The organism is Burkholderia sp. Tr-862 (genome assembly GCF_011753085.1).
Lineage (GTDB): Bacteria > Pseudomonadota > Gammaproteobacteria > Burkholderiales > Burkholderiaceae > Burkholderia > Burkholderia ambifaria.
This window is the reverse complement of sequence record NZ_VWWG01000001.1, coordinates 1-18,968: the sequence shown is the minus strand read 5'-3', so window position 1 is coordinate 18,968 and position 18,968 is coordinate 1. Positions and strand designations below refer to the sequence as shown.

16 protein-coding genes are annotated in these 18,968 nt (G+C 67.1%); 11 read left to right on the top strand and 5 right to left on the bottom strand.

Going from position 1 to position 18,968, the window contains the following annotated elements; translation table 11 throughout:
• Positions 1 to 36: 36 nt before the first annotated feature.
• Positions 37 to 1,347: an MFS transporter gene (locus F3J14_RS00085; protein ID WP_166721217.1), complete on the bottom strand. Its 1,311-nt coding sequence runs from the start codon at positions 1,345 to 1,347 to the stop codon at positions 37 to 39.
• Between the two features lie 320 nt (positions 1,348 to 1,667).
• Positions 1,668 to 2,804: a branched-chain amino acid ABC transporter substrate-binding protein gene (locus tag F3J14_RS00080; protein WP_166721216.1), complete on the bottom strand. Its 1,137-nt coding sequence runs from the start codon at positions 2,802 to 2,804 to the stop codon at positions 1,668 to 1,670.
• Positions 2,805 to 3,463: 659 nt separating this feature from the next.
• Between F3J14_RS00080 and F3J14_RS00075 the strand changes: the two genes are divergently transcribed.
• A complete protein-coding gene (locus F3J14_RS00075; protein ID WP_166721215.1) occupies positions 3,464 to 4,258 on the top strand; it encodes an AraC family transcriptional regulator in 795 nt (264 codons plus the stop codon).
• A gap of 74 nt (positions 4,259 to 4,332) precedes the next feature.
• Here F3J14_RS00075 and F3J14_RS00070 read toward each other — a convergent pair whose 3' ends face one another.
• Together F3J14_RS00070 and F3J14_RS00065 are read right to left on the bottom strand one after the other, a co-directional pair.
• The gene (locus F3J14_RS00070) at positions 4,333 to 4,596 is read right to left on the bottom strand and encodes a hypothetical protein (RefSeq protein ID WP_166721214.1); all 264 of its coding nucleotides are present in this window, start codon (positions 4,594 to 4,596) and stop codon (positions 4,333 to 4,335) included.
• A 285-nt stretch (positions 4,597 to 4,881) separates the two neighbouring features.
• Positions 4,882 to 6,774: a sugar phosphate isomerase/epimerase and 4-hydroxyphenylpyruvate domain-containing protein gene (locus tag F3J14_RS00065; RefSeq protein WP_166721213.1), complete on the bottom strand. Its 1,893-nt coding sequence runs from the start codon at positions 6,772 to 6,774 to the stop codon at positions 4,882 to 4,884.
• Between the two features lie 257 nt (positions 6,775 to 7,031).
• On the opposite strand from F3J14_RS00065, the gene aroQ reads away from it, so the two are divergent.
• From aroQ to F3J14_RS00050, 3 genes are read left to right on the top strand one after another with little or no spacing between them, the layout of a single operon-like run.
• The gene (gene aroQ / locus F3J14_RS00060) at positions 7,032 to 7,487 is read left to right on the top strand and encodes a type II 3-dehydroquinate dehydratase (RefSeq protein ID WP_006756352.1); all 456 of its coding nucleotides are present in this window, start codon (positions 7,032 to 7,034) and stop codon (positions 7,485 to 7,487) included.
• Entirely contained in the window at positions 7,484 to 8,338 is an 855-nt protein-coding gene (locus F3J14_RS00055) for a shikimate dehydrogenase (RefSeq protein WP_166721212.1), read from the top strand. The genes aroQ and F3J14_RS00055 overlap by 4 nt, the downstream gene beginning before the upstream one ends.
• 34 nt (positions 8,339 to 8,372) lie before the next feature.
• Positions 8,373 to 9,716, top strand: coding sequence for an MFS transporter (locus tag F3J14_RS00050; RefSeq protein WP_166721211.1), 1,344 nt, complete (start codon positions 8,373 to 8,375; stop codon positions 9,714 to 9,716).
• Positions 9,717 to 9,818: 102 nt separating this feature from the next.
• Here the strand turns inward: F3J14_RS00050 and F3J14_RS00045 are convergent, their stop codons facing one another.
• Positions 9,819 to 10,928, bottom strand: coding sequence for a 2-aminoethylphosphonate--pyruvate transaminase (locus F3J14_RS00045; protein WP_166721210.1), 1,110 nt, complete (start codon positions 10,926 to 10,928; stop codon positions 9,819 to 9,821).
• Between the two features lie 255 nt (positions 10,929 to 11,183).
• Between F3J14_RS00045 and phnS the strand changes: the two genes are divergently transcribed.
• The 7 genes from phnS to F3J14_RS00010 are packed head-to-tail and all read left to right on the top strand — an operon-like array spanning position 11,184 to position 18,472.
• Entirely contained in the window at positions 11,184 to 12,272 is a 1,089-nt protein-coding gene (gene phnS, locus F3J14_RS00040) for a 2-aminoethylphosphonate ABC transporter substrate-binding protein (RefSeq protein WP_166721209.1), read from the top strand.
• A gap of 34 nt (positions 12,273 to 12,306) precedes the next feature.
• On the top strand, positions 12,307 to 13,410 hold the full coding sequence (phnT, locus tag F3J14_RS00035; protein ID WP_166721208.1) for a 2-aminoethylphosphonate ABC transport system ATP-binding subunit PhnT: 1,104 nt from the start codon (positions 12,307 to 12,309) through the stop codon (positions 13,408 to 13,410).
• Positions 13,388 to 14,308: a 2-aminoethylphosphonate ABC transporter permease subunit gene (gene phnU / locus F3J14_RS00030; RefSeq protein WP_166721207.1), complete on the top strand. Its 921-nt coding sequence runs from the start codon at positions 13,388 to 13,390 to the stop codon at positions 14,306 to 14,308. Before phnT ends, phnU begins: the two co-directional genes overlap by 23 nt.
• Positions 14,298 to 15,158, top strand: coding sequence for a 2-aminoethylphosphonate ABC transport system, membrane component PhnV (phnV, locus tag F3J14_RS00025; RefSeq protein ID WP_006754424.1), 861 nt, complete (start codon positions 14,298 to 14,300; stop codon positions 15,156 to 15,158). The genes phnU and phnV overlap by 11 nt, the downstream gene beginning before the upstream one ends.
• Complete coding sequence (gene phnA / locus F3J14_RS00020; RefSeq protein WP_166721206.1) at positions 15,155 to 16,465, top strand: phosphonoacetate hydrolase; 1,311 nt, start codon at positions 15,155 to 15,157, stop codon at positions 16,463 to 16,465. Before phnV ends, phnA begins: the two co-directional genes overlap by 4 nt.
• Complete coding sequence (gene phnY, locus F3J14_RS00015; protein ID WP_166721205.1) at positions 16,462 to 17,916, top strand: phosphonoacetaldehyde dehydrogenase; 1,455 nt, start codon at positions 16,462 to 16,464, stop codon at positions 17,914 to 17,916. The genes phnA and phnY overlap by 4 nt, the downstream gene beginning before the upstream one ends.
• 4 nt (positions 17,917 to 17,920) lie before the next feature.
• Positions 17,921 to 18,472, top strand: a complete 552-nt coding sequence (locus F3J14_RS00010; RefSeq protein WP_166721204.1) for a phosphonate degradation HD-domain oxygenase — start codon at positions 17,921 to 17,923, stop codon at positions 18,470 to 18,472.
• The last annotated feature ends 496 nt before the right edge of the window (positions 18,473 to 18,968 follow it).

Sequence of the window (18,968 nt, the reverse complement as noted above, 5' to 3'; positions counted from 1 at the left end):
CCTTCGTTCATGCAGCCGGCGCGTGCGCGCCGACGTTCAGCGTGCGTCGTTCAGATCCGGCGCATCCTTCGAGAACTGCACGGCGATCGCGCCGAGCACGCAGATCGCCGCGACGTACACGACCGGCGCGAGCGGATTCGACTTCATCATCAGCGACACGATCACCGGCGTGAGGCCGCCGAAGATCGCATACGCGACGTTGTACGAGAACGAGATGCCCGAGAAGCGCACGACGGCCGGGAAGCTGCGGACCATCACGAACGGCACCGCGCCGATCGTGCCGACCGCGAAGCCGGCGATCCCGTAGTACAGCGGCAGCGTCGACGCGTCGGCCGCGACCTGCACGAACAGCAGGTAGTAGCACGCGGCCAGCACCAAGCCGCCGATGCCGAGCACGCGCTTCGCGCCGATCCAGCCCGCGAGCGAGCCGGCGGTGACGCAGCCGGCCGTCAGGCACAGCGTCGCGACGCTGTTCGCGAACAGCGTGGTCGCGGGCGTCAGGTGGAACTGCTTCTGCAGCAGCGCGGGCGTCATCAGGATCACGACGACGATCGCCGCCGACAGCATCCACGTGAGCAGCATCGACACGATTACCGCGCGGCCGTGGTCGCGCAGCACGGCCTTCAGCGGAATCTCGGCCGCGAGCGCCTTCTTCGCCTTCATCTCGGCGAACACCGGCGTCTCGTGCAGCCAGCGGCGCAGGTACACGGAGAACAGGCCGAACACGCCGCCGAGCAGGAACGGAATGCGCCACGCGAACGCGGTGACTTCGGCGCCCGAGTAACGGCTGTTGATGCCGGCGGCGACCAGCGAGCCGAGCAGGATGCCGGCCGTGAGGCCCGCGGTCAGCGTGCCGCACGCATAGCCGATGTGGCGCGACGGCACGTGCTCCGACACGAACACCCATGCGCCCGGCACTTCGCCGCCGACCGCTGCGCCTTGCAGCACGCGGAACAGCAGCAGCAACACCGGCGCGAGGATGCCGACCGAGTCGAAGGTCGGCAGCAGGCCCATCAGCAGCGTCGGCACCGACATCATCAGCACGCTCAGCGTAAACATCCGCTTGCGGCCGAACAGGTCGCCGAAGTGCGCCATGATCACGCCGCCGAGCGGGCGCGCGAGATAACCGGCCGCGAAGATGCCGAACGTCTGCAACTGGCGCAGCCAGTCGGGAATGTCGTGCGGGAAGAACAGCTGCCCGATCGCCGGCGCGAAGAACACGAAGATGATGAAGTCGTAGAACTCGAGGGCGCCGCCGAGTGCGGCAAGGCCAAGGGTTTTGTAGTCGCTGCGCGTGAGCGCGCGTTCGGCGGCGCGAGGCACGCCGCTCAATTCGGAAGCTTGCATGGTCAGGACGATCGGTTTTCGAATGTTGTTGTCGGTGCTGCGTCTCCAGGGCCCGCTATCGGCATGGACTGACAAGGCGCGGCTTGCATCGTCGAAGCGTGCCGGGTGCCGGATGGGGCACGAAACACGCGCCGTCGCACCGGGATGGGGCGCGACGCAGACGAAGCGTCAAAGCGGGTGGGGGGATTCTACAGGAGCGCGAAATTCGCGAGCGCGGGGGCGCGCCGAGGAAAGTTTCGGACTTCGTCGAGCCGAAACGCGTGCGGCGCGGCAGGCGGGGTGAACCGCTTGCCGCGCCGCGCGGGGCAGGCGCCCCGCGATCAGTTGCCGGCGATCGTGTCGACCGGCTTGAACGCGCCGTGCTCGACCTTGTAGATCGTCACCGGCGCATCCTTCAGGTCGCCCTTCGCGTCGTACGCGATGCTCGGCGCCGACACACCCTTGACCGACACCTTGCCGAGATACGGCGTGTAGACCTTCGGGTCGGTCGAGTTCGCGTCCTTCATCGCGGTGAGCAGCGCGATCGTGCCGTCGTACGCGTAGGGCGAGTAGGTGATCACGTCTTCATTGAAGCGTGCCTTGTAGCGTGATGCGTAGCCGGCGAAGCCCGGCATCTTTTCCTTCGGCAGCCCGCCCATGTAGACGATCGCGCCTTCGGCCGCTTCGCCGCCGACCTTCAGGAACGTCGGCGAGCGCGACATCTCGCCGGTCACGAATGCCGACTTCATGCCGAGCTGGCGCATCTTGCGGATCATCGGCGAAGACTGCGCATCGCCCCCGCCGTAGAAGATCGCGTCGGGGTTGATGCCCTTCAGATTGGTCAGGATCGCGGAGAAGTCGAGCGCCTTGTCGTTCGTGAAGTCACGCTTGACGATCGTGCCGCCCGCGGCCTGCACGGCCTTCGCGAATTCGTCGGCGATGCCCTGGCCGTAGGCCGTGCGGTCGTCGATGATCGCGATGCGCTTGAAGTGCATCGACTTCACCGCATAGGTGCCGACGATGCGGCCGGCCTGCGCGTCGCTCGTCAGCAGCCGGTAGGTCGTCTTGTAGCCGCGCGCCGTGTATTGCGGCGACGTCGCCATCGAGATCTGGGGCAGCCCCGCGCGATCGTACAGGTCGGACGCCGGAATGCTCGTGCCCGAGTTGAAGTGGCCGATGACCCCGCGGACATTGTCGTCGATCAGCCGCTGCGCGACGGTCGTGCCGGTGCGCGGGTCGGCCTGGTCGTCCTGCGAGTCGAGCTGGAACGTGACGGGCTTGCCGCCGATGGTCGGATGCGTTGCGTTGAAATCGGCGATCGCGAGTTGCACGCCCTTCTGCATGTCCGCGCCGTAGTTCGACTGCGGCCCCGTCAGCGGTGCGGCGAAACCGATCTTGACGACGTCGGCGGCGATGGCGTGTGCGCCCGACAGTGCGCAGGCAGCAGCCAGCGCGACGTGCGATACCTTCAGCTTCACTTTCACTTCCCCTTGATGGCGTGGTTGGGCCGCCGCCGGCCAGCGGGCCGGTGCGGTAAACCGGGCGAGACGGATCGGTTGGCACGCCGATGCGAGGGCGGTGCGGCTCGCCGTGCGCCGCGCGGGTTGTGCCGGAATCGGCGTGCGCGGTGGCGGCGGGATGTCGTCTCGTAACCGTTGAGCGAAGTCTAGGTAGCGAAAATGCGCGCGTCTTGCGCGTTCGATGCGCAGCCGGCGACGATTTCGGCATATCGTCGATAACCCTGATATATGCCGAAATCGTCATGCGTAGTGCGCAAACGCGCCAAGACGCGACACGCCGGCATTTCTAGGATGGCGGGTTCGGGCGTGCGTCGTCGCGGCGCCGGCGGAGTGCGCTGCATGTCGCCGCCCGCGCCGACCGACGCGCGGCGACATGCAGCGGGCAGACGCGAAATCGTCGCTGCCGGACACGCGAGCGGCGCGGTGGTTGTGCACACAACCGCACGGCGCACTACGGGCCAACGTATGCGATCGCTGAATCACCGCCGATCGGCGGCGCATTGCGCGTCTCACCGTTCGCCGAGCCGCCCCGCTCGCTTGCCCGCGATCGCCATGACGCGTTCGAGAGGGCACTCCTATAATCGACGCCATCAGCCACTCCCTTCGCAGATGCCGGGATGACGACCTTCCTTGCCGCACCACCCATGAGCCTGTCCGATACGTTGCGCTACCAGCCCGACAACGCCGATCTCGGCGCGATGCTCGCGCACTTCCGCCTGCTCGAGCCGGTGTTCGACGCGCTGCCCGACGTCGCGTTCTTCGTGAAGGACGCGAACGGCCGCTACGCGCTCGTCAACCGCACGCTGGCCATGCGCTGCGGCTACAAGGACAAGCGCGACCTGCTCGGCAAGACGACCGACGAAGTGTTTCCGCGCCGCTTCGGCCGCACCTATTTCGAGCAGGACATGGCGACGATCAACGCCGGCCAGCAACTGATGGACCAGCTCGAGCTGCATCTGTATCCGGGCCGTCAGCCGGGCTGGTGCCTGACCTGCAAGGAGCCGCTGCGCGACGCGGCCGGCAAGGTGGTCGGCCTCGCCGGCATCTCGCGCGACCTGAAGGCGCAAGAGGGCTCGCATCCGGCCTACAGCAAGCTCGCCGACGTGGTCCAGCACATCCAGGATCACTACGTGCAGCCGCTGAACCTCAAGCAGCTCGCGCAGATGGCCGGGATGTCGGTCGCGCAGCTCGAACGCTACTTCCACAAGGTGTTTCACCTGACGCCGCGCCAGGTGCTGCTGAAGACGCGGCTCGACGCGGCCACGGCGCTGCTCGTCACGCACGACAAGGTGACCGACGTGGCGGCGCTATGCGGCTATACGGATCACAGCGCGTTCACGCGCCAGTTCAAGGCGACCGTCGGCATGACGCCGACGGAATACCGGCTGATGCTGCAGGATCGGGCAGGGTGAAGTGACGCGCCGGCCGGGCCGGCGGTTCGGGATGATCGGGGTGAGGCGGGAACGGGGAGTGGGAAAGGGTCGGCTCAGCGGTAGCCGAGCCCTTTCAGGACGGCCGTGCCGTCTTCGGTCAGCCGGAAGCTCGGTGCCGTGTCGGCGTCGAGCTTGATCATCTCGACGAGGCCGGCTTCCTGCAGTGCGGGCAATTCGGCTTTGGCATTCGCGCCGATCGGCGCGTGCAGCAGCACGAGCAGCGTCGCGATTTCGTGATGGCTGAGCAAACGGCGCAGCATCGTCTTTTTCGCAGGGGGGGCGGCCGGGCGGCCCGCGGGTGCATCTACGGCGCTCATCGCTGTCCTCCTTTTCGGGATATCCATCGGGTACTGGTTGCGGATGGTGCCGAGAAAGACTTAAGCGATTCTTAAAATTGCGGCGACCGCGCGGATGTTGCGGCGCGGCAAGCATTACCGGATGTAACTCGCGCCGGCCGGTCGTGCCGGATGCGCAAGCGTCAACCTTGCCGGGCGGGGCGCCACGGCGACATTCACCACGATGGTGCGTGCGCCGCGGCTGGCGCCGGGGAGCCCGTGGTTCTCCCACGTGCTCCGACCCGGAACGAACTTCCCGTTGCTTCCTTATTTCCTGCGCTGGGCCTGCGCGGCGAGCCGCACGGCCGCGTTTGTCGCCCCGTAGCCGTCGTAGCCGCCGCGCCGCTCGACGATCTCGAGCGAGAACCGGTTGTCGACCAGTTCCGTATACGCATGCAGGAATTCGCCGCCGTTTTCGTCGCGGTCGTACAGCAGATGGTGGGCGCTCAGCGTGTCGATCAGCTCGTCCGGCAGCGCGTAGCGCGCGGCGAGATCGTCGTAGTAATTCGGCGGGATCCGCAGGAACGGCACGCCGTCGGCTGCAAACGCGGCGACCGCCTTCACGATGTCGTCGGTCCGGAACGCGACGTGATTCAGCCCCGTGCCGTGATAGCGGTCCAGCGATTCGGCGACGGCCGTATGGCGGTCGACCGACGCATTCAGCGCGATCCGCACCGAGCCGTCCGCGCTGCGCACTGCACGGCTGCGCATCAGGCCATACGGATCGGGCACGAGCCAGCTGCGCTCGGCCTCGAAGCCGAATGCGGTCTTGAAGAACAGGATCCATGTATCGAGCGCGTCGGCCGGCAACGCGAGGCAGACGTGGTCGATGCCCGTCAGCGGGCCGACCTCGGTGGGGCCGTCGATGTCGGTCAGCACGAAATCCGATTCATACAGCGTCGGCGCGTTCGGCGTCTCGTCGACGAAGTATTCGAGGCTGCCGTCCGGCGCCTGCACGCTCGGCAGCACGCGCTCGTTCGGGCCGACGCGCCCGGAAAACGGCGCGTAGCCGAAGCCGGCCGCGCGTTCGAACGCCACCTTCGCATCGTCGACGCGAAACGCCGACGCACAGAGCGACAACCCGTGCTGCTGGAAGAACGCATCGGCGAACGAGTCGCGCTCGGCGTTCAGCACGATCGAGGCGGCGCCGTGCTGGAACAGCGTCACGTCCTTTGAGCGATGGCGGCCCGCGAGCCGGAACCGCATCCGGCCGAGCCATGCGCCGACGGTGGCCGCCGCCTGCGCGTCGACCGCGAATTCGATGAACTGGAACCCGACGTGCGCGGGCGGCGCCGGCGGCGCGAACAGCGGCTGGTCGGCGGCCGGCGCGGGGCCGTCCTGCGCGGGCCGAGCGCGCGTCAGTTCTTCCGAGTAGAGCAGCGGGCGGTGGCCGTCGGCGGCCGTGATCGCGGTCGGCGCGGCGCGGAAGCCGTCGTTGAAGATCTCGAGCGACAGCGGCCCTGTATAGCCGGACTCGATCACGCGAGCCGTGAAGCGGGCGAGGTCGAAGTCGCCCTGGCCGGGGAACGAGCGGAAGTGGCGACTCCATTCGAGCACGTCCATCGCGAGCTTCGGCGCATCGGCGATCTGCACGAACGCGATCCGGTCGCCGGGGATATCGGCGATCGCATCCGGCGAATCGTCGAGCGACAGCGTATGGAAGCTGTCGAGCGCGAGGCCGAGGTGCGGGCTGTTCACCGCATTCACGAGCTGCCAGGCATGGCCGTACCGCTTCACGACGCGACCCCACGCGAGCGCCTCGTACGCGGCGACCACGCCGGCCTGCCGCGCGGCTTCGGCGAGCGCGCCGAGCTGGTCGACCAGCAACGCGTCGTCCGCGATCGTGTCGGGCGACACGTTGCTGCACACCAGGATGCGGTCGGTGCCGAGCGCGTGCATCACGTCGAACTTGCGCCGGATGCGGTCGAGATTGCGGGCGAGCTGGGCCGGGCTCACGCCCTCGAAGTCACGAAACGGCTGGAACAGCACGATGTCGAGGCCGAGATCGGCGGCCATGCGCCGCACGTCGGCGGGCGATCCGTCGAAGTAGACGAGGTCGTTCTCGAAGATTTCGACACCGTCGAAGCCGGCGGCCTGGACGGCGGCGAGCTTCTCGGCGAGTGTGCCGGACAGTGACACGGTGGCGATCGAGCGCTGCATGGGCGAATCCTGCGGATGAGCGGGGTGGGGCGTCGACCGATCGGACCCGAATGAACCAGTCGTTGAATTCACGGCGAACGCCATATCCCGAATTTACTAGGGAAGTGAGACGAATTATACAAACTAACTAGATGGTACAAATAAGCGAAAACCCGAAAAGACAGCGCGTGCATGCCGGCGCACACTAGCACCAACTTCCTGACACCCGGGCGCATCCGGCAGGGTTCCGCCCCCTTTTTTTAAGAGCAGAAATCGTCATGAGCAAGCACAAGGTGCTGGTACTGAACGGCCCGAACCTGAATCTGCTGGGGACCCGCGAGCCCCACATCTACGGCGCGGAAACCCTCGCCGACCTCGAGCAGCGTTGCCGCACGGCGGCCGACGGGCTCGGGCTGGAGATCGACTTCCGCCAGTCGAACGCCGAGCACCAACTGATCGACTGGCTGCATGCCGCGCGTCACGACACGCACGGCATCGTGATCAACCCGGCTGCCTATACGCACACGTCGGTCGCGCTGGCCGATGCGCTTTCCGCGATCGCGAAGCCGGTGATCGAGGTGCATATCTCCAACGTGCATCGCCGCGAGGCGTTCCGACACCACTCGTATGTGTCGGCGGTGGCCGAGGCCGTGATTTGCGGCTGCGGCACCGAAGGCTACGTATTCGCGCTGCAGCGCCTGTCGACCCTTTTTGCCCAGGGAGCCGCACGATGAGCCGCCCGTCTTTTCTGATCGGCCTGATCGGCCAGGGCATCGCCGGTTCGCTGTCGCCCGCGATGCATGAGGAAGAAGGATTCCGCCAGGGATTCGGCTACGTGTACCGGCGCATCGATCTCGACGCGCTCGGCCTGACCGTCGACGCGCTGCCGCAACTGCTCGAGGCCGCGCAGCGGATGGGCTTCAACGGGCTGAACATCACGCACCCGTGCAAGCAACGCGTGATCGAGCACCTCGACGCGCTGTCGGACGACGCGCGCGCGCTCGGCGCGGTGAACACCGTGCTGTTCAAGGACGGCAAGCGGATCGGCCACAACACCGACTGGTCGGGTTTCGCGAAGTCGTTCCGCCGCGGGCTTCCCGACGCGTCGCTCGAGCGCGTCGTCCAGCTCGGTGCGGGTGGCGCGGGCGCGGCCGTCGCGCATGCGGCGCTGCAGATGGGCGCGGCCGAATTGACGATTTTCGACGTCGACGGCACGCGTGCCACCACGCTCGCGGGCGAACTGCAGCAGCGCTTTCCGGCTGCCCGGGTCACGCCGGGCAGCGATCTCGCGGCCGCGATGCGCGCCGCGACAGGCCTGATCCATGCAACGCCGACCGGCATGGCCAAGCATCCGGGCCTGCCGCTGCCGGCCGAACTGCTCCACGCGGGGATGTGGGTGGCCGACATCGTGTATTTCCCACTCGAAACCGAACTGATCCGCGCGGCGCGCGCGGCCGGCTGCGCGACGCTGCCGGGCGGCGGGATGGCCGTGTACCAGGCCGTCGATGCGTTCGAGATCTTCACCGGACGTACGCCGGACGACGAGCGGATGTTCGAACACTTTCAGTCGCTCGTCGCGCGCTGATCCTTCGATCCAAAAGAGAACCCAGGAGACAACCATGCAGCACACCACCCACACGAACGCCGCGCCGGCGCAGGCGGCCGGCACGGTCCGGCGGACCTCGGCGCGCTACAAGATTCTCGCGCTGCTCGCGATCGGCACGATGATCAACTATCTTGACCGTACCGTGCTGGGGGTGGCTGCGCCGCAGCTCACCAAGGAGCTCGGCATCAACGCGGCGGTGATGGGCATCATGTTCTCCGCGTTCTCGTGGACGTACGTCGCGATGCAGGTGCCCGGCGGCCTGTTCCTCGACCGCTTCGGCAGCAAGGTCACCTATTACTGGTCGATGACGCTGTGGTCGCTGTGCACGTTCCTGCAAGGCTTCGTGCCGGGCATCGCGACGCTGCTCGCATGCCGGCTCGGCCTCGGCGTGACGGAGGCGCCGTGCTTCCCGACCAACAGCCGCGTCGTCGCGACATGGTTCCCGCAGAACGAGCGCGCGATGGCGACCGGTACCTATACCGTCGGCGAATACATCGGCCTCGCGTTCTTCAGCCCGGTGCTGTTCGCGCTGATGGGTGCGTTCGGCTGGCGCTCGCTGTTCTGGGTCGTGGGCGCGGTCGGCATTGCGTTCGGCCTCGTCTGGTGGAAGTTCTACCATGAGCCGCGCAACCATCCGGGCGCGAACTCGGAGGAACTCGCGTACATCGAAGCGGGCGGCGGCCTCGTGCACGGCGTGCGCAAGACCGACGACAAGAGCGGCAAGGCCGCGCAGCCGAAGTTCAGCTGGTCGATGGTCGGCAAGCTGGTGAAGAAGCGCCAGCTCGCGGGCATCTGCCTCGGCCAGTTCGCCGGCAACTCGACGCTCGTGTTCTTCCTGACCTGGTTCCCGACCTATCTGGCAACCGAGCGCCACATGGGCTGGCTGAAGATCGGCTTCTTCGCGGTGATGCCGTTCATCGCCGCGTCGGTCGGCGTGATGTTCGGCGGGATCTTCTCCGACTGGCTGCTGCGTCGCGGCAAGTCGGCGAACCTCGCGCGCAAGCTGCCGATCATCGCGGGCCTGCTGCTCGCGTCGACGATCATTCTCGCGAACTACGTGCAGAGCAACGAAGCCGTGATCGCGATCATGTCGGTCGCCTTCTTCGCGCAGGGGATGGCCGCGCTCGGCTGGACGCTCGTGTCCGACATCGCGCCGGACGGCCTGCTCGGCGTGACGGGCGGCATCTTCAACTTCGCGGCGAACCTCGCGGGGATCGTCACGCCGCTCGTCGTCGGCTTCATCGTCGCGTCGACGGGATCGTTCGTCGGGGCGCTGGTGTTCATCGGCGTGATCGCGCTGATCGGTGCGCTGTCCTACATCTTCGTCGTCGGCGACATCAAGCGGATCGAATTGTAAGTACCAGCCCCACGCACGCTCGGTGCATTCGCCCGGCGACCTTGGGTCGCCGGGCGTTTTTATTTCTGCCGCCGGATTGCGGGCCGGCTTACGCATTTGCGCTCACGCGCGCTGCATGGCAATCCCGAGCGATTCGAGCGCCTGCGCGATCGCCGCGACCGCGCGCCGGATGTCGCCGGCATTGATCGCGCCGATGCAGCCGACACGGAACGTCTCCAGTTGCGTCAGCTTGCCCGGATACAGGATGAAGCCCGCGTCGCGCACCGCGTCGTAAAAGCGGCGGAAATCGTAGGCCGGGTGGTCGGGCGCATGGAACGTGACGATCACGGGCGCCTGCACGCTGGCATCGAGGAACGTCGCGAAGCCGAGCGCGCGCATCGATTCGACCAGCGTCCGGCAGTTTTCCGCATAGCGCGCGCCACGCGCGGGCTGGCCGCCTTCGGCGAGATACTGGTCGAGCGCGGCGCGCAGCGCGGCGATCACATGGGTCGGCGGCGTGAAGCGCCACTGGCCCGTCTTGCGCAGGTACGCGTGCTGATCCTGGAGGTCGAGCGCGAGCGACGGCGAGTTGCCTTCGCATGCATCGAGCGCGCCGCGCCGCACGATCGCGAACCCCATCCCCGGCACGCCTTCCAGGCATTTGCCGCTCGCCGACACCAGTGCGTCGATCCCGCTGTCCGCCAGCGCGATCGGTAGCGCGCCGAACGAACTCATCGCGTCGACGATCAGCCGCTTGCCGTGCCGCCGGCACATGGCCGCGATCGCGTCGAGCGGATTCAGGATGCCGGCGCTCGTTTCCAGGTGCACCAGCGCGACATGCGTGATGCGCGGCTCGCGCGCAAACGCGGCTTCCACCGCCGCCGGGTCGATCGCTGCGTCCTCGCCGAACGGCAACGCGATCGCTTCGATGCCGAGCCTGCCGAGGATCTTCAGGATGCGTGCGCAATATGCGCCGTTGTCGGGCACCAGCACGACGCCGTCGCGCGGCACCAGCGTGCCGAGCGCGGCCTCGACCGAAAAGGTGCCGCTGCCTTGCATCGGCACGCATACGTACTCGTCGCCGCCGCGCGCGATCGCGACGAGGTCCGCGCAGACGCTGGCCGTCAACTGATTGAATGCAGCGTCCCATGAGCCCCAGTCATGTTGCATTGCGTGGCGTGTTGTGGCGGACGTGGTAAGCGGGCCGGGCGTGAGCAGAATCGGATCAGGCATGGTTTTCTCCAGCAAAGGTCGGACGAAACGCGGGGGGCGGCATTTCTGAATGACTTGCATGATATTGGCGAAATGTGTCATTTTGTGGAAATTGTGGCGCGCGTCACGGCTTTGTCATCGAACGCTGTGATCCTTCGGTTGCCGCGCGAAACCACCTGCAGCGCGGCAGCGAGGCCGGCCGGTTGTCGGTCTGCCCGACTGAAACGAGCCGGATCGTGCCCCGGCCGCCTGGTGTTCCGCCTACGGAGAAGTGAGATGACACTGCAGAATTCTTCGCGCGCCGCTGCCGGCGCGTTCCGCAAGCTCGCGCTGGCTGCCGGCGTCGCCGGCCTGATGGGCGTCGCATTGCCCGCGCATGCGGCGAACGCGGTCGTGCTGTATACGGCGGACGGTCTCGAGAACCTCTATCGCGATGTGCTGCCGGCCTTCGAGAAGAAGGAAGGCGTCAAGGTCAACATCGTGACGGCGGGCAGCGGCGAGGTCGTCAACCGCGCGAACATCGAGAAGAACTCGCCGAAGGCGGACGTGATCGTCACGCTGCCGCCGTTCATCCAGCAAGCCGGCCAGATGGGCCTGCTGCAGCCGTACCAGAGCGTGAACTACAAGAACGTGCCGGCGATCGCGAAGGCGGAAGACGGTACGTGGGCGACGTTCGTGAACAACTACTTCTCGTTCGCGATCAACCCGGACGTCGTGAAGAGCCAGCCGAAGACGTTCGCCGACCTGCTGTCGCCGAGCTATGCCGGCAAGGTTGCGTACTCGAACCCGGCGACCGCCGGCGACGGGATGGCCGTGCTGATCCTGACGACCTCGCTGATGGGCGAGGACAAGGCGTTCGACTACCTCGCGAAGCTGTCGCAGAGCGTGAAGTTCCACACCAAGGGCACCGGCTACCTGAACGTGCTGCTGTCGCGCAACGAGATCAGCGTCGCGAACGGCGACCTGCAGATGGACCTCGACGACGCCGAACACGGCGCGCTGTCCGTCAAGCCGATCTTCCTGGCCGCGAAGGATGGCGACCAGCCGACCACGTTCCAGCTGCCGTACGGCATCGGTCTGATCAAGAGCGGCCCGAACCAGGACGTCGGCAAGAAGCTGATCGACTACCTGATGTCGACGGAAGTGCAGTCGAAGGTGCCGGACATGTACGGCATCCCGGGCCGCACCGACGTTCCGCTGGCCGGCAAGAACGGCGAGGCGGTCAAGAAGGCGATCGCGGGCGTGAAGCTGATCCCGGTCGACTGGACCCAGGTGATGGCGAAGAAGCCGGTGTGGATCGAGCGCTGGAAGAAGGACGTGATCGGCAGCTCGGGCAAGCAGCTCGACGTCGTCAAGCCGAAGTGATCGGCATACGCCGCCTGTATTAGTGAGCAAGAGGATGAACCCGGTGGAAACCACCCTGACCCATCCCGGCGCATTCGGCGCCGCCGAACCGCAAGCGACGCTGCGGTCCGGCGCGCCGGGCGGCGTGCGGATCGAGCACCTGAGCGTGCGCTACGGCGCACGCACGGTGCTGGAAGATCTGTCGCTGTCGATCGGCGCCGGTGAATTTCTGACCGTGCTCGGCAAGAGCGGCTGCGGCAAGACCACGCTGCTGCGCTTCATCGCCGGGTTCGTGAAGGCCGACGGCCTGACCGGCACGCTGACCGTGGCCGGACGCGACCTGACCTATGCGCCGCCGCACAAGCGCAATCTCGGTCTGCTGTTCCAGAATTACGCGCTGTTCCCGCACCTGTCGGTGTTCGAGAACGTCGCCTTCGGGCTGCGCGCCCGTGGCATGGCCTCGTCGGAAGTGACGCGCCGCGTCGCCGACGCGCTGAAGCTCGTGCAGCTCGGCGATGCGGGCCATCATCTGCCCGCGCAACTGTCGGGCGGGATGCAGCAGCGCGTCGCACTGGCGCGTGCGCTCGTGATCGAACCGGACGTGCTGCTGCTCGACGAGCCGCTGTCGGCGCTCGACGCCAACCTGCGCGCATCGGTGCGCAGCGAACTGAAGGCGCTGCACGAGCGCCTGCCGAACCTGACCGTCGTCTGCGTGACGCACGACCGCGACGACGCACTGGTGCTGTCCGACCGCGCTCTGCTGATGCGCGACGGCCACATCGCGCAGCTCGGCACGCCGCAGCAGCTGTACGACACGCCGCAGGACGGCTACGTCGCGCGCTATCTCGGCCCCGCCAACCTGCTGCCGCCGCACGTGATCTTCCCGCTCGGCGATCCGCGCCACGACGTGCGCGGCAAGGTCGCCTGCGTGCGCCCCGAGCGCCTGACCGTGATGCCGCCCGCGGCGGGCGGACTGCACGGCACGGTGTCGTCCGTCGAATGGCAGGGAGCGGACCTGTCGATCGCGGTCGTGATCGACGCGGCGCCCGACGAGCCCGTGCGCGTCACGATGCAACGCGGCCGCGGCGCGGCTCCCGAGCGCGGTGCGCGCGTTTCCCTGCATTGCGAGGCAGACGATGTCGTCCTTATCGAGCCCTGAAGCCGGCCTGCCGCCGCAGGCGCTCGCGTCGGCCGCCGCGCATGCCGCCGCCGCGCGGCGCCGCAAGCGCATGGGCGACCTGCATCTCGCTGCGCTCGCGCTCGTCGTGCTGGGCCCGCTCGTCATCTATCCGCTGGTGCGGCTCGTGCTGCTGAGCGTGTCCGGCGATCACGGGCTGAGCTTCGCCGCGTACCGGACGTTCTTCGGCAATCCCGATACGCGCAACGTGCTGCTGACGAGCGTCGGCGTGCTGTTCGCGAGCGCCGGCACCGCATCGGTGCTCGGCGTGCTGCTGGCCGCGCTGCTGTTCTTCAGGCCGTTCCCGGGCGCATCGCTCGTCACGCGCTTCCTGGAACTGTACGTCGCGTTCCCGTCGTTCCTCGTCGCGTTCACGCTGATTTTCCTGTACGGCTCGCAAGGCTCGATCAGCATCGCGCTGCAGCAGCTGTTCCATCTCGAGAACCCGCCGCTCGACTTCCTGTTCGGCATCGGCGGCGTGATTCTCGCGCAGACCGTGTTCTATACGCCGTTCGTCGTGCGGCCGACGCTCGCGTCGTTCGCGACGCTCGACCTGCGCCTGATCGAAGCGGCGCGCAGTCTCGGCGCGTCCGGCTGGATGCTCGCGCGCCGCGTCGTGCTGCCGATCGCGTGGCCGGGCATCGCCGCCGGCACCGTGCTGTGTTTCCTGCTGACGCTGAACGAGTTCGGGATTCTGCTCGTGCTCGGCAGCGCGCGGCTCGTGACGCTGCCGGTCGCGATCTACAGCAGCGCGACCGTCGACCTCGACCTGCCGACCGCATCGGCCGGCGCGGTCGTGATGCTCGCGCTGTCGCTGGCGCTCTATGCGGTTTATCGCCGGGTGAACCGGCGTGCGACGGGAGGAAACGATGTCCGCTGAATTCCGTATCGGGCCAGCCGTGCCGCGCCACCAGATCGGCTGGGGCGACACGCTGCTCAAGCATGCGTCGCGCGCCGCGCTCGCGCTGGCCGCGTTCGCCTGCTTCTGGCTGTTCGTGCTGCCGGTTGTCGTCGTCGCGCTGTCGAGCGTGTCGACGCAGTGGTCGGGCACGATTTTGCCGGCCGGCTATAGCCTGCGCTGGTTCGAGCGGCTCGGGTCGCCGGAATACGACGCGCTGCTGACGAGCCTCGAAATCGGCTTCGGTGTGTCGGCGCTCGGCACGATCCTCGGGCTGTGGCTCGCGCTCGCACTCGAAGGGCGCGACCGGCGCGGCCTCGGCGCGCTCGTCGACGCGCTCGTGATGGTGCCGAACGGCGTGCCGAGCGTCGTACTCGGGCTCGCGGTGCTGATCGCGTATCACCAGAAGCCGCTCGACTTGTCGAGCTCCGCAGCGATCGTCGTGCTCGTGCAGCTCGCGCTGATTCTGCCGTTCTGCTATCGCTGCGCGGCCGCCGCGCTGCGGCCGGAACTGACCGTCCTGCGCGAAGCGGCGGCGAGCCTCGGCGCGCCGCCCGCGATGGTGCTGCGCCGCGTGCTGCTGCCGCAGCTCGTGCCGGCGCTGCGTGCGAGTCTCGCGCTCGGCTTCGCGCTGTCGCTCGGCGAACTCGGCGCGACGCTGACCGTCTACCCGCCGGGTTTCGCGACCGTGCCGATCGTCGTGATCGGCCAGGTGGAGCGGGGTTACTACCTGCCGGCATCGGCGCTGTCGCTGTTGATGCTCGGGGCGTCGCTCGCGGCGCTGCTGCTGATCGCCGCGCGCGTGCCGCGCGGCACGCGGGCGGCATCATGAACGCCGCGTTCGCGTTGCGGCTGCCCGGCGAGCAAGCGGCCGCGGGCAAGGTGTCGACGGATCTCGCGGGACGTTCCATCGACGTAAATGGCCGGCGCTACCGGCTGCCGGTCGAACCGACTGTCGTGGTCTGCGTCGACGGCTGCGAGTACGCCTATCTCGAGCGTGCGGTGGAGGCGGGCGTTGCGCCGTTCATCGGCCGGATGATCGCGGCAGGCACCGCGTGGCGCGCCGACTGCGTGGTGCCGACCTTCACCAACCCGAACAACCTGTCGATCGTTTGCGGCGTGCCGCCCTCGGTCCACGGGATCTGCGGCAACTATTTCTGGGATCCGGCCGCCGACGGCGGTCGCGGCGCCGAAGTGATGATGAACGACCCGGCCTACCTGCGGGCCGGCACGTTGCTCGCGGCGGCGTCCGACGCCGGCGCGCGGGTGGCCGTCGTCACGGCGAAGGACAAGCTGCGCCGGTTGCTCGGCTGGCAGATGAACGGCATCTGTTTTTCCGCGGAGAAGGCCGCGCAGGCGAATCTCGCGGAAAACGGGATCGTCGACGTGCTCGACTGGGTCGGCCTGCCGTCGCCCGACGTATACAGCGCGGCGCTGTCCGAATTCGTGTTCGCGGCCGGCGTGCGGCTCGCGCAGACGCGCCAGGTCGACCTGATGTACCTGTCGACCACCGACTACGTGCAGCACAAGTGCGAGCCGGGCAGTGCCGGCGCGAACGCGTTCTACGCAATGATGGACGGCTATCTCGCGCAGCTCGATGCGCTCGGCTGGGCGATCGGGCTCACGGCCGACCACGGGATGAACGCGAAGCACGATCCGGCAACCGGCCGCCCGAACGTGATCTATCTGCAGGACGCGTTCGACGGCTGGTTCGGTGCGCGGGCCGCGCGCGTGATCCTGCCGATCACCGATCCGTACGTCGTGCACCACGGCGCGCTCGGCTCGTTCGCGACCGTATATCTGGCGCCGGATGTCGACCGCACCGATGCGATGTGGCGCGTCGGCGGGATCGACGGCGTCGAGCTCGTGCTCGACAACGCGGAAGCCGCCGCGCGCTTCGAACTGCCGGCCGACCGGATCGGCGATCTCGTCGTGATCGCGCGGCGCGACATGACGCTCGGCACGTGCGAGCGCGAACACGACCTGTCCGGCCTGACCGTGCCGCTGCGTTCGCACGGCGGCGTGTCCGAGCAGGAGGTGCCGTTGCTGTTCAACCGTCGGATCGAGCGGGACGACCCGGCACGTCGGCCGCGCAACTTCGACGTTTTCGATTTCGTGCTGAACCGGGTCGCGTCATGATGGCTCATCCCCGACAGGATCACCCCGCGTTTCGCGCCGAGGCGCTGCGCTGGTGCGGCACGCGTGCGACGCGCGACCGTGTTTTCGACGTCACCGATCCCTACACCGGCACGCGTGTCGGTACGGCGCCGCTGGCGAGCGTCGACGACGTGCGCGCCGCGTTCGACTACGCGATGGCGTACCGGCCCGCGCTCACGCGTTACGAGCGTTCGCAGATTCTCGAACGCGCGGCCGCGCTGCTGCGCGAGCGTACCGAGGCGGCATCCGACCTGATCACGCTCGAATCGGGATTGTCGAAACAGGATTCCCGCTACGAGATCGGCCGCGTCGCCGACGTGCTGAAGTTCGCGTCGGTCGAGGCGTTGCGCGACGACGCGCAGAGCTTCTCGTGTGACCTGACACCCCACGGCAAGGCGCGACGCGTGTTCTCGCAGCGGCAGCCGCTCGACGGCGTGATCGTCGCGATCACGCCGTTCAATCACCCGATGAATCAGGTCGCGCACAAGATCGCGCCGGCGATCGCGACCAATAACCGCGTGATCGTGAAGCCGTCGGAGAAGGTGCCGCTGTCGGCGTTCTATCTGGCGGACCTGCTCTACGAGGCCGGCTTGCCCGAGCCGATGCTGCAGGTGCTGACGGGCGAACCGCGCGAGATCGCGGACGAACTCGTCACGCATCCGCATGCATCGCTGATTACCTTCACGGGCGGCGTGTCGATCGGCAAGGCGATCGCCGCGCGGGCCGGCTACCGGCGCATCGTGCTGGAGCTGGGCGGCAACGATCCGCTGATCGTGCTCGACGATGCCGATCTGGAACGTGCGGCATTGCTGGCCGTGCTCGGTTCGTACCGGAATTCGGGGCAGCGCTGCACGGCCGTGAAGCGGATCCTGGTGCAGCGCTCGATCGCGCCGGCGTTCACCGAGTTGCTCGTGGAGAAGACGCGCGCATGGAATTACGGCGATCCGTTCGATCCCGCGAACGAAATGGGCACGGTGATCGACGACGCGGCGGCGCGGCTGTTCGAGGCGCGGGTCGGCGAGGCGCTCGCGCAGGGTGCGCGCCTGCTGACCGGCAACGTGCGGCGCGGTGCGCTGTATTCGCCGACGGTGCTCGACAACGTCGATCCGTCGATGACGATCGTGCGCGAGGAGACCTTCGGCCCCGTATCGCCCGTCATTACGTTCGACACGATCGACGATGCGATCCGGATCAGCAACGGCACGGCATTCGGGTTGTCGTCGGGGGTCTGCACGGACAGTACGGCCGCGGTCGTGCGGTTCGTGAACGAGCTGAACGTCGGGACGGTGAATGTCTGGGAAGTGCCCGGATACCGGATCGAGCTGTCGCCGTTCGGCGGCGTCAAGGATTCGGGGCTTGGCTATAAGGAAGGCGTTCAGGAAGCGATGAAGAGCTTCACGAACCTGAAGACGTTTTCGCTGCCTTGGGAGTAAGCGGATGGCACTGACGGTGGAAGAGATCCACGGGCTGTATCGCGAGCATGGCCATGTCGCTTATAGCGGCGAACCGGTCACGCAGCTGGAGCATGCGTTGCAAAGCGGCTTGCTGGCGGAGGAGGCGGGCGCCGACGACGCGCTGGTCGCGGCGGCATTCCTGCACGACCTCGGGCATCTGCTGAATCGTCAGGGCGAGACGCCGAGCGCACGCGGAATCGACGATCTTCATCAGTATTACGTGCTGCCGTTCCTGCGGCCGCTGTTCAACGACGCGGTGCTGGAGCCGATCCGGCTGCACGTCGACGCGAAGCGTTGCCTGTGCCGGACGGATGCCGGCTACTTCGAGAGCCTGTCGCCGGATTCGGTGCGCAGTCTTGCACTGCAGGGCGGCATCTTCAGTGAAGAGGAGACGGCGGCGTTCCTGCAACGCCCGTTCGCGGAGGATGCGCTGCGTCTGCGCCGCTGGGACGATATGGCGAAGGAAGAGGGCAAGGTGACGCCGAACCTCGATCACTATATGGAGATAGTGGCGCGCCAGGTGCGTGTGGCCTGACGGCCCGGTTGCGTCCATATAAGGCCCCGCACGCGGCAGCGTGCGGGGCCTTATATTTTTTTCGAGAAACCCCTTGCGCAGTTCGAGGGGGCTGCCTACAATCACGCCTCTTTCGCGCTAACGGAAACGCGGCGCGGGAGGGAAGGGAAGCGGTGCTGTCGAGGGTAGGCTGTAGGAGCCCCGGCGCACACGAAGTTGAACCCCCGCCGTCGCAACGAAGCAGTTCAAAAAGTTGTTGACGAGCGAAGAAAGACGGTTCATAATCTCGCTTCTCTGCTGCTGAAAACGCAGCGCTGCTGAGAAACAGAAGGTTTCTCGCAGAAATGCTCTTTAAAAATTAACAGCCGATAAGTGTGGGCGCTTGATGGAAGCGAGCTGATCTTCGGATCAGATAGCGAAAGTATCAAGAGTCTCACACTAAAGTAAGTCAGGTTTATGAAGTGATTCATATTCCTGTCAGCTTTGAGTGAGCGACCGGTTCTTAACCGAACCGAAA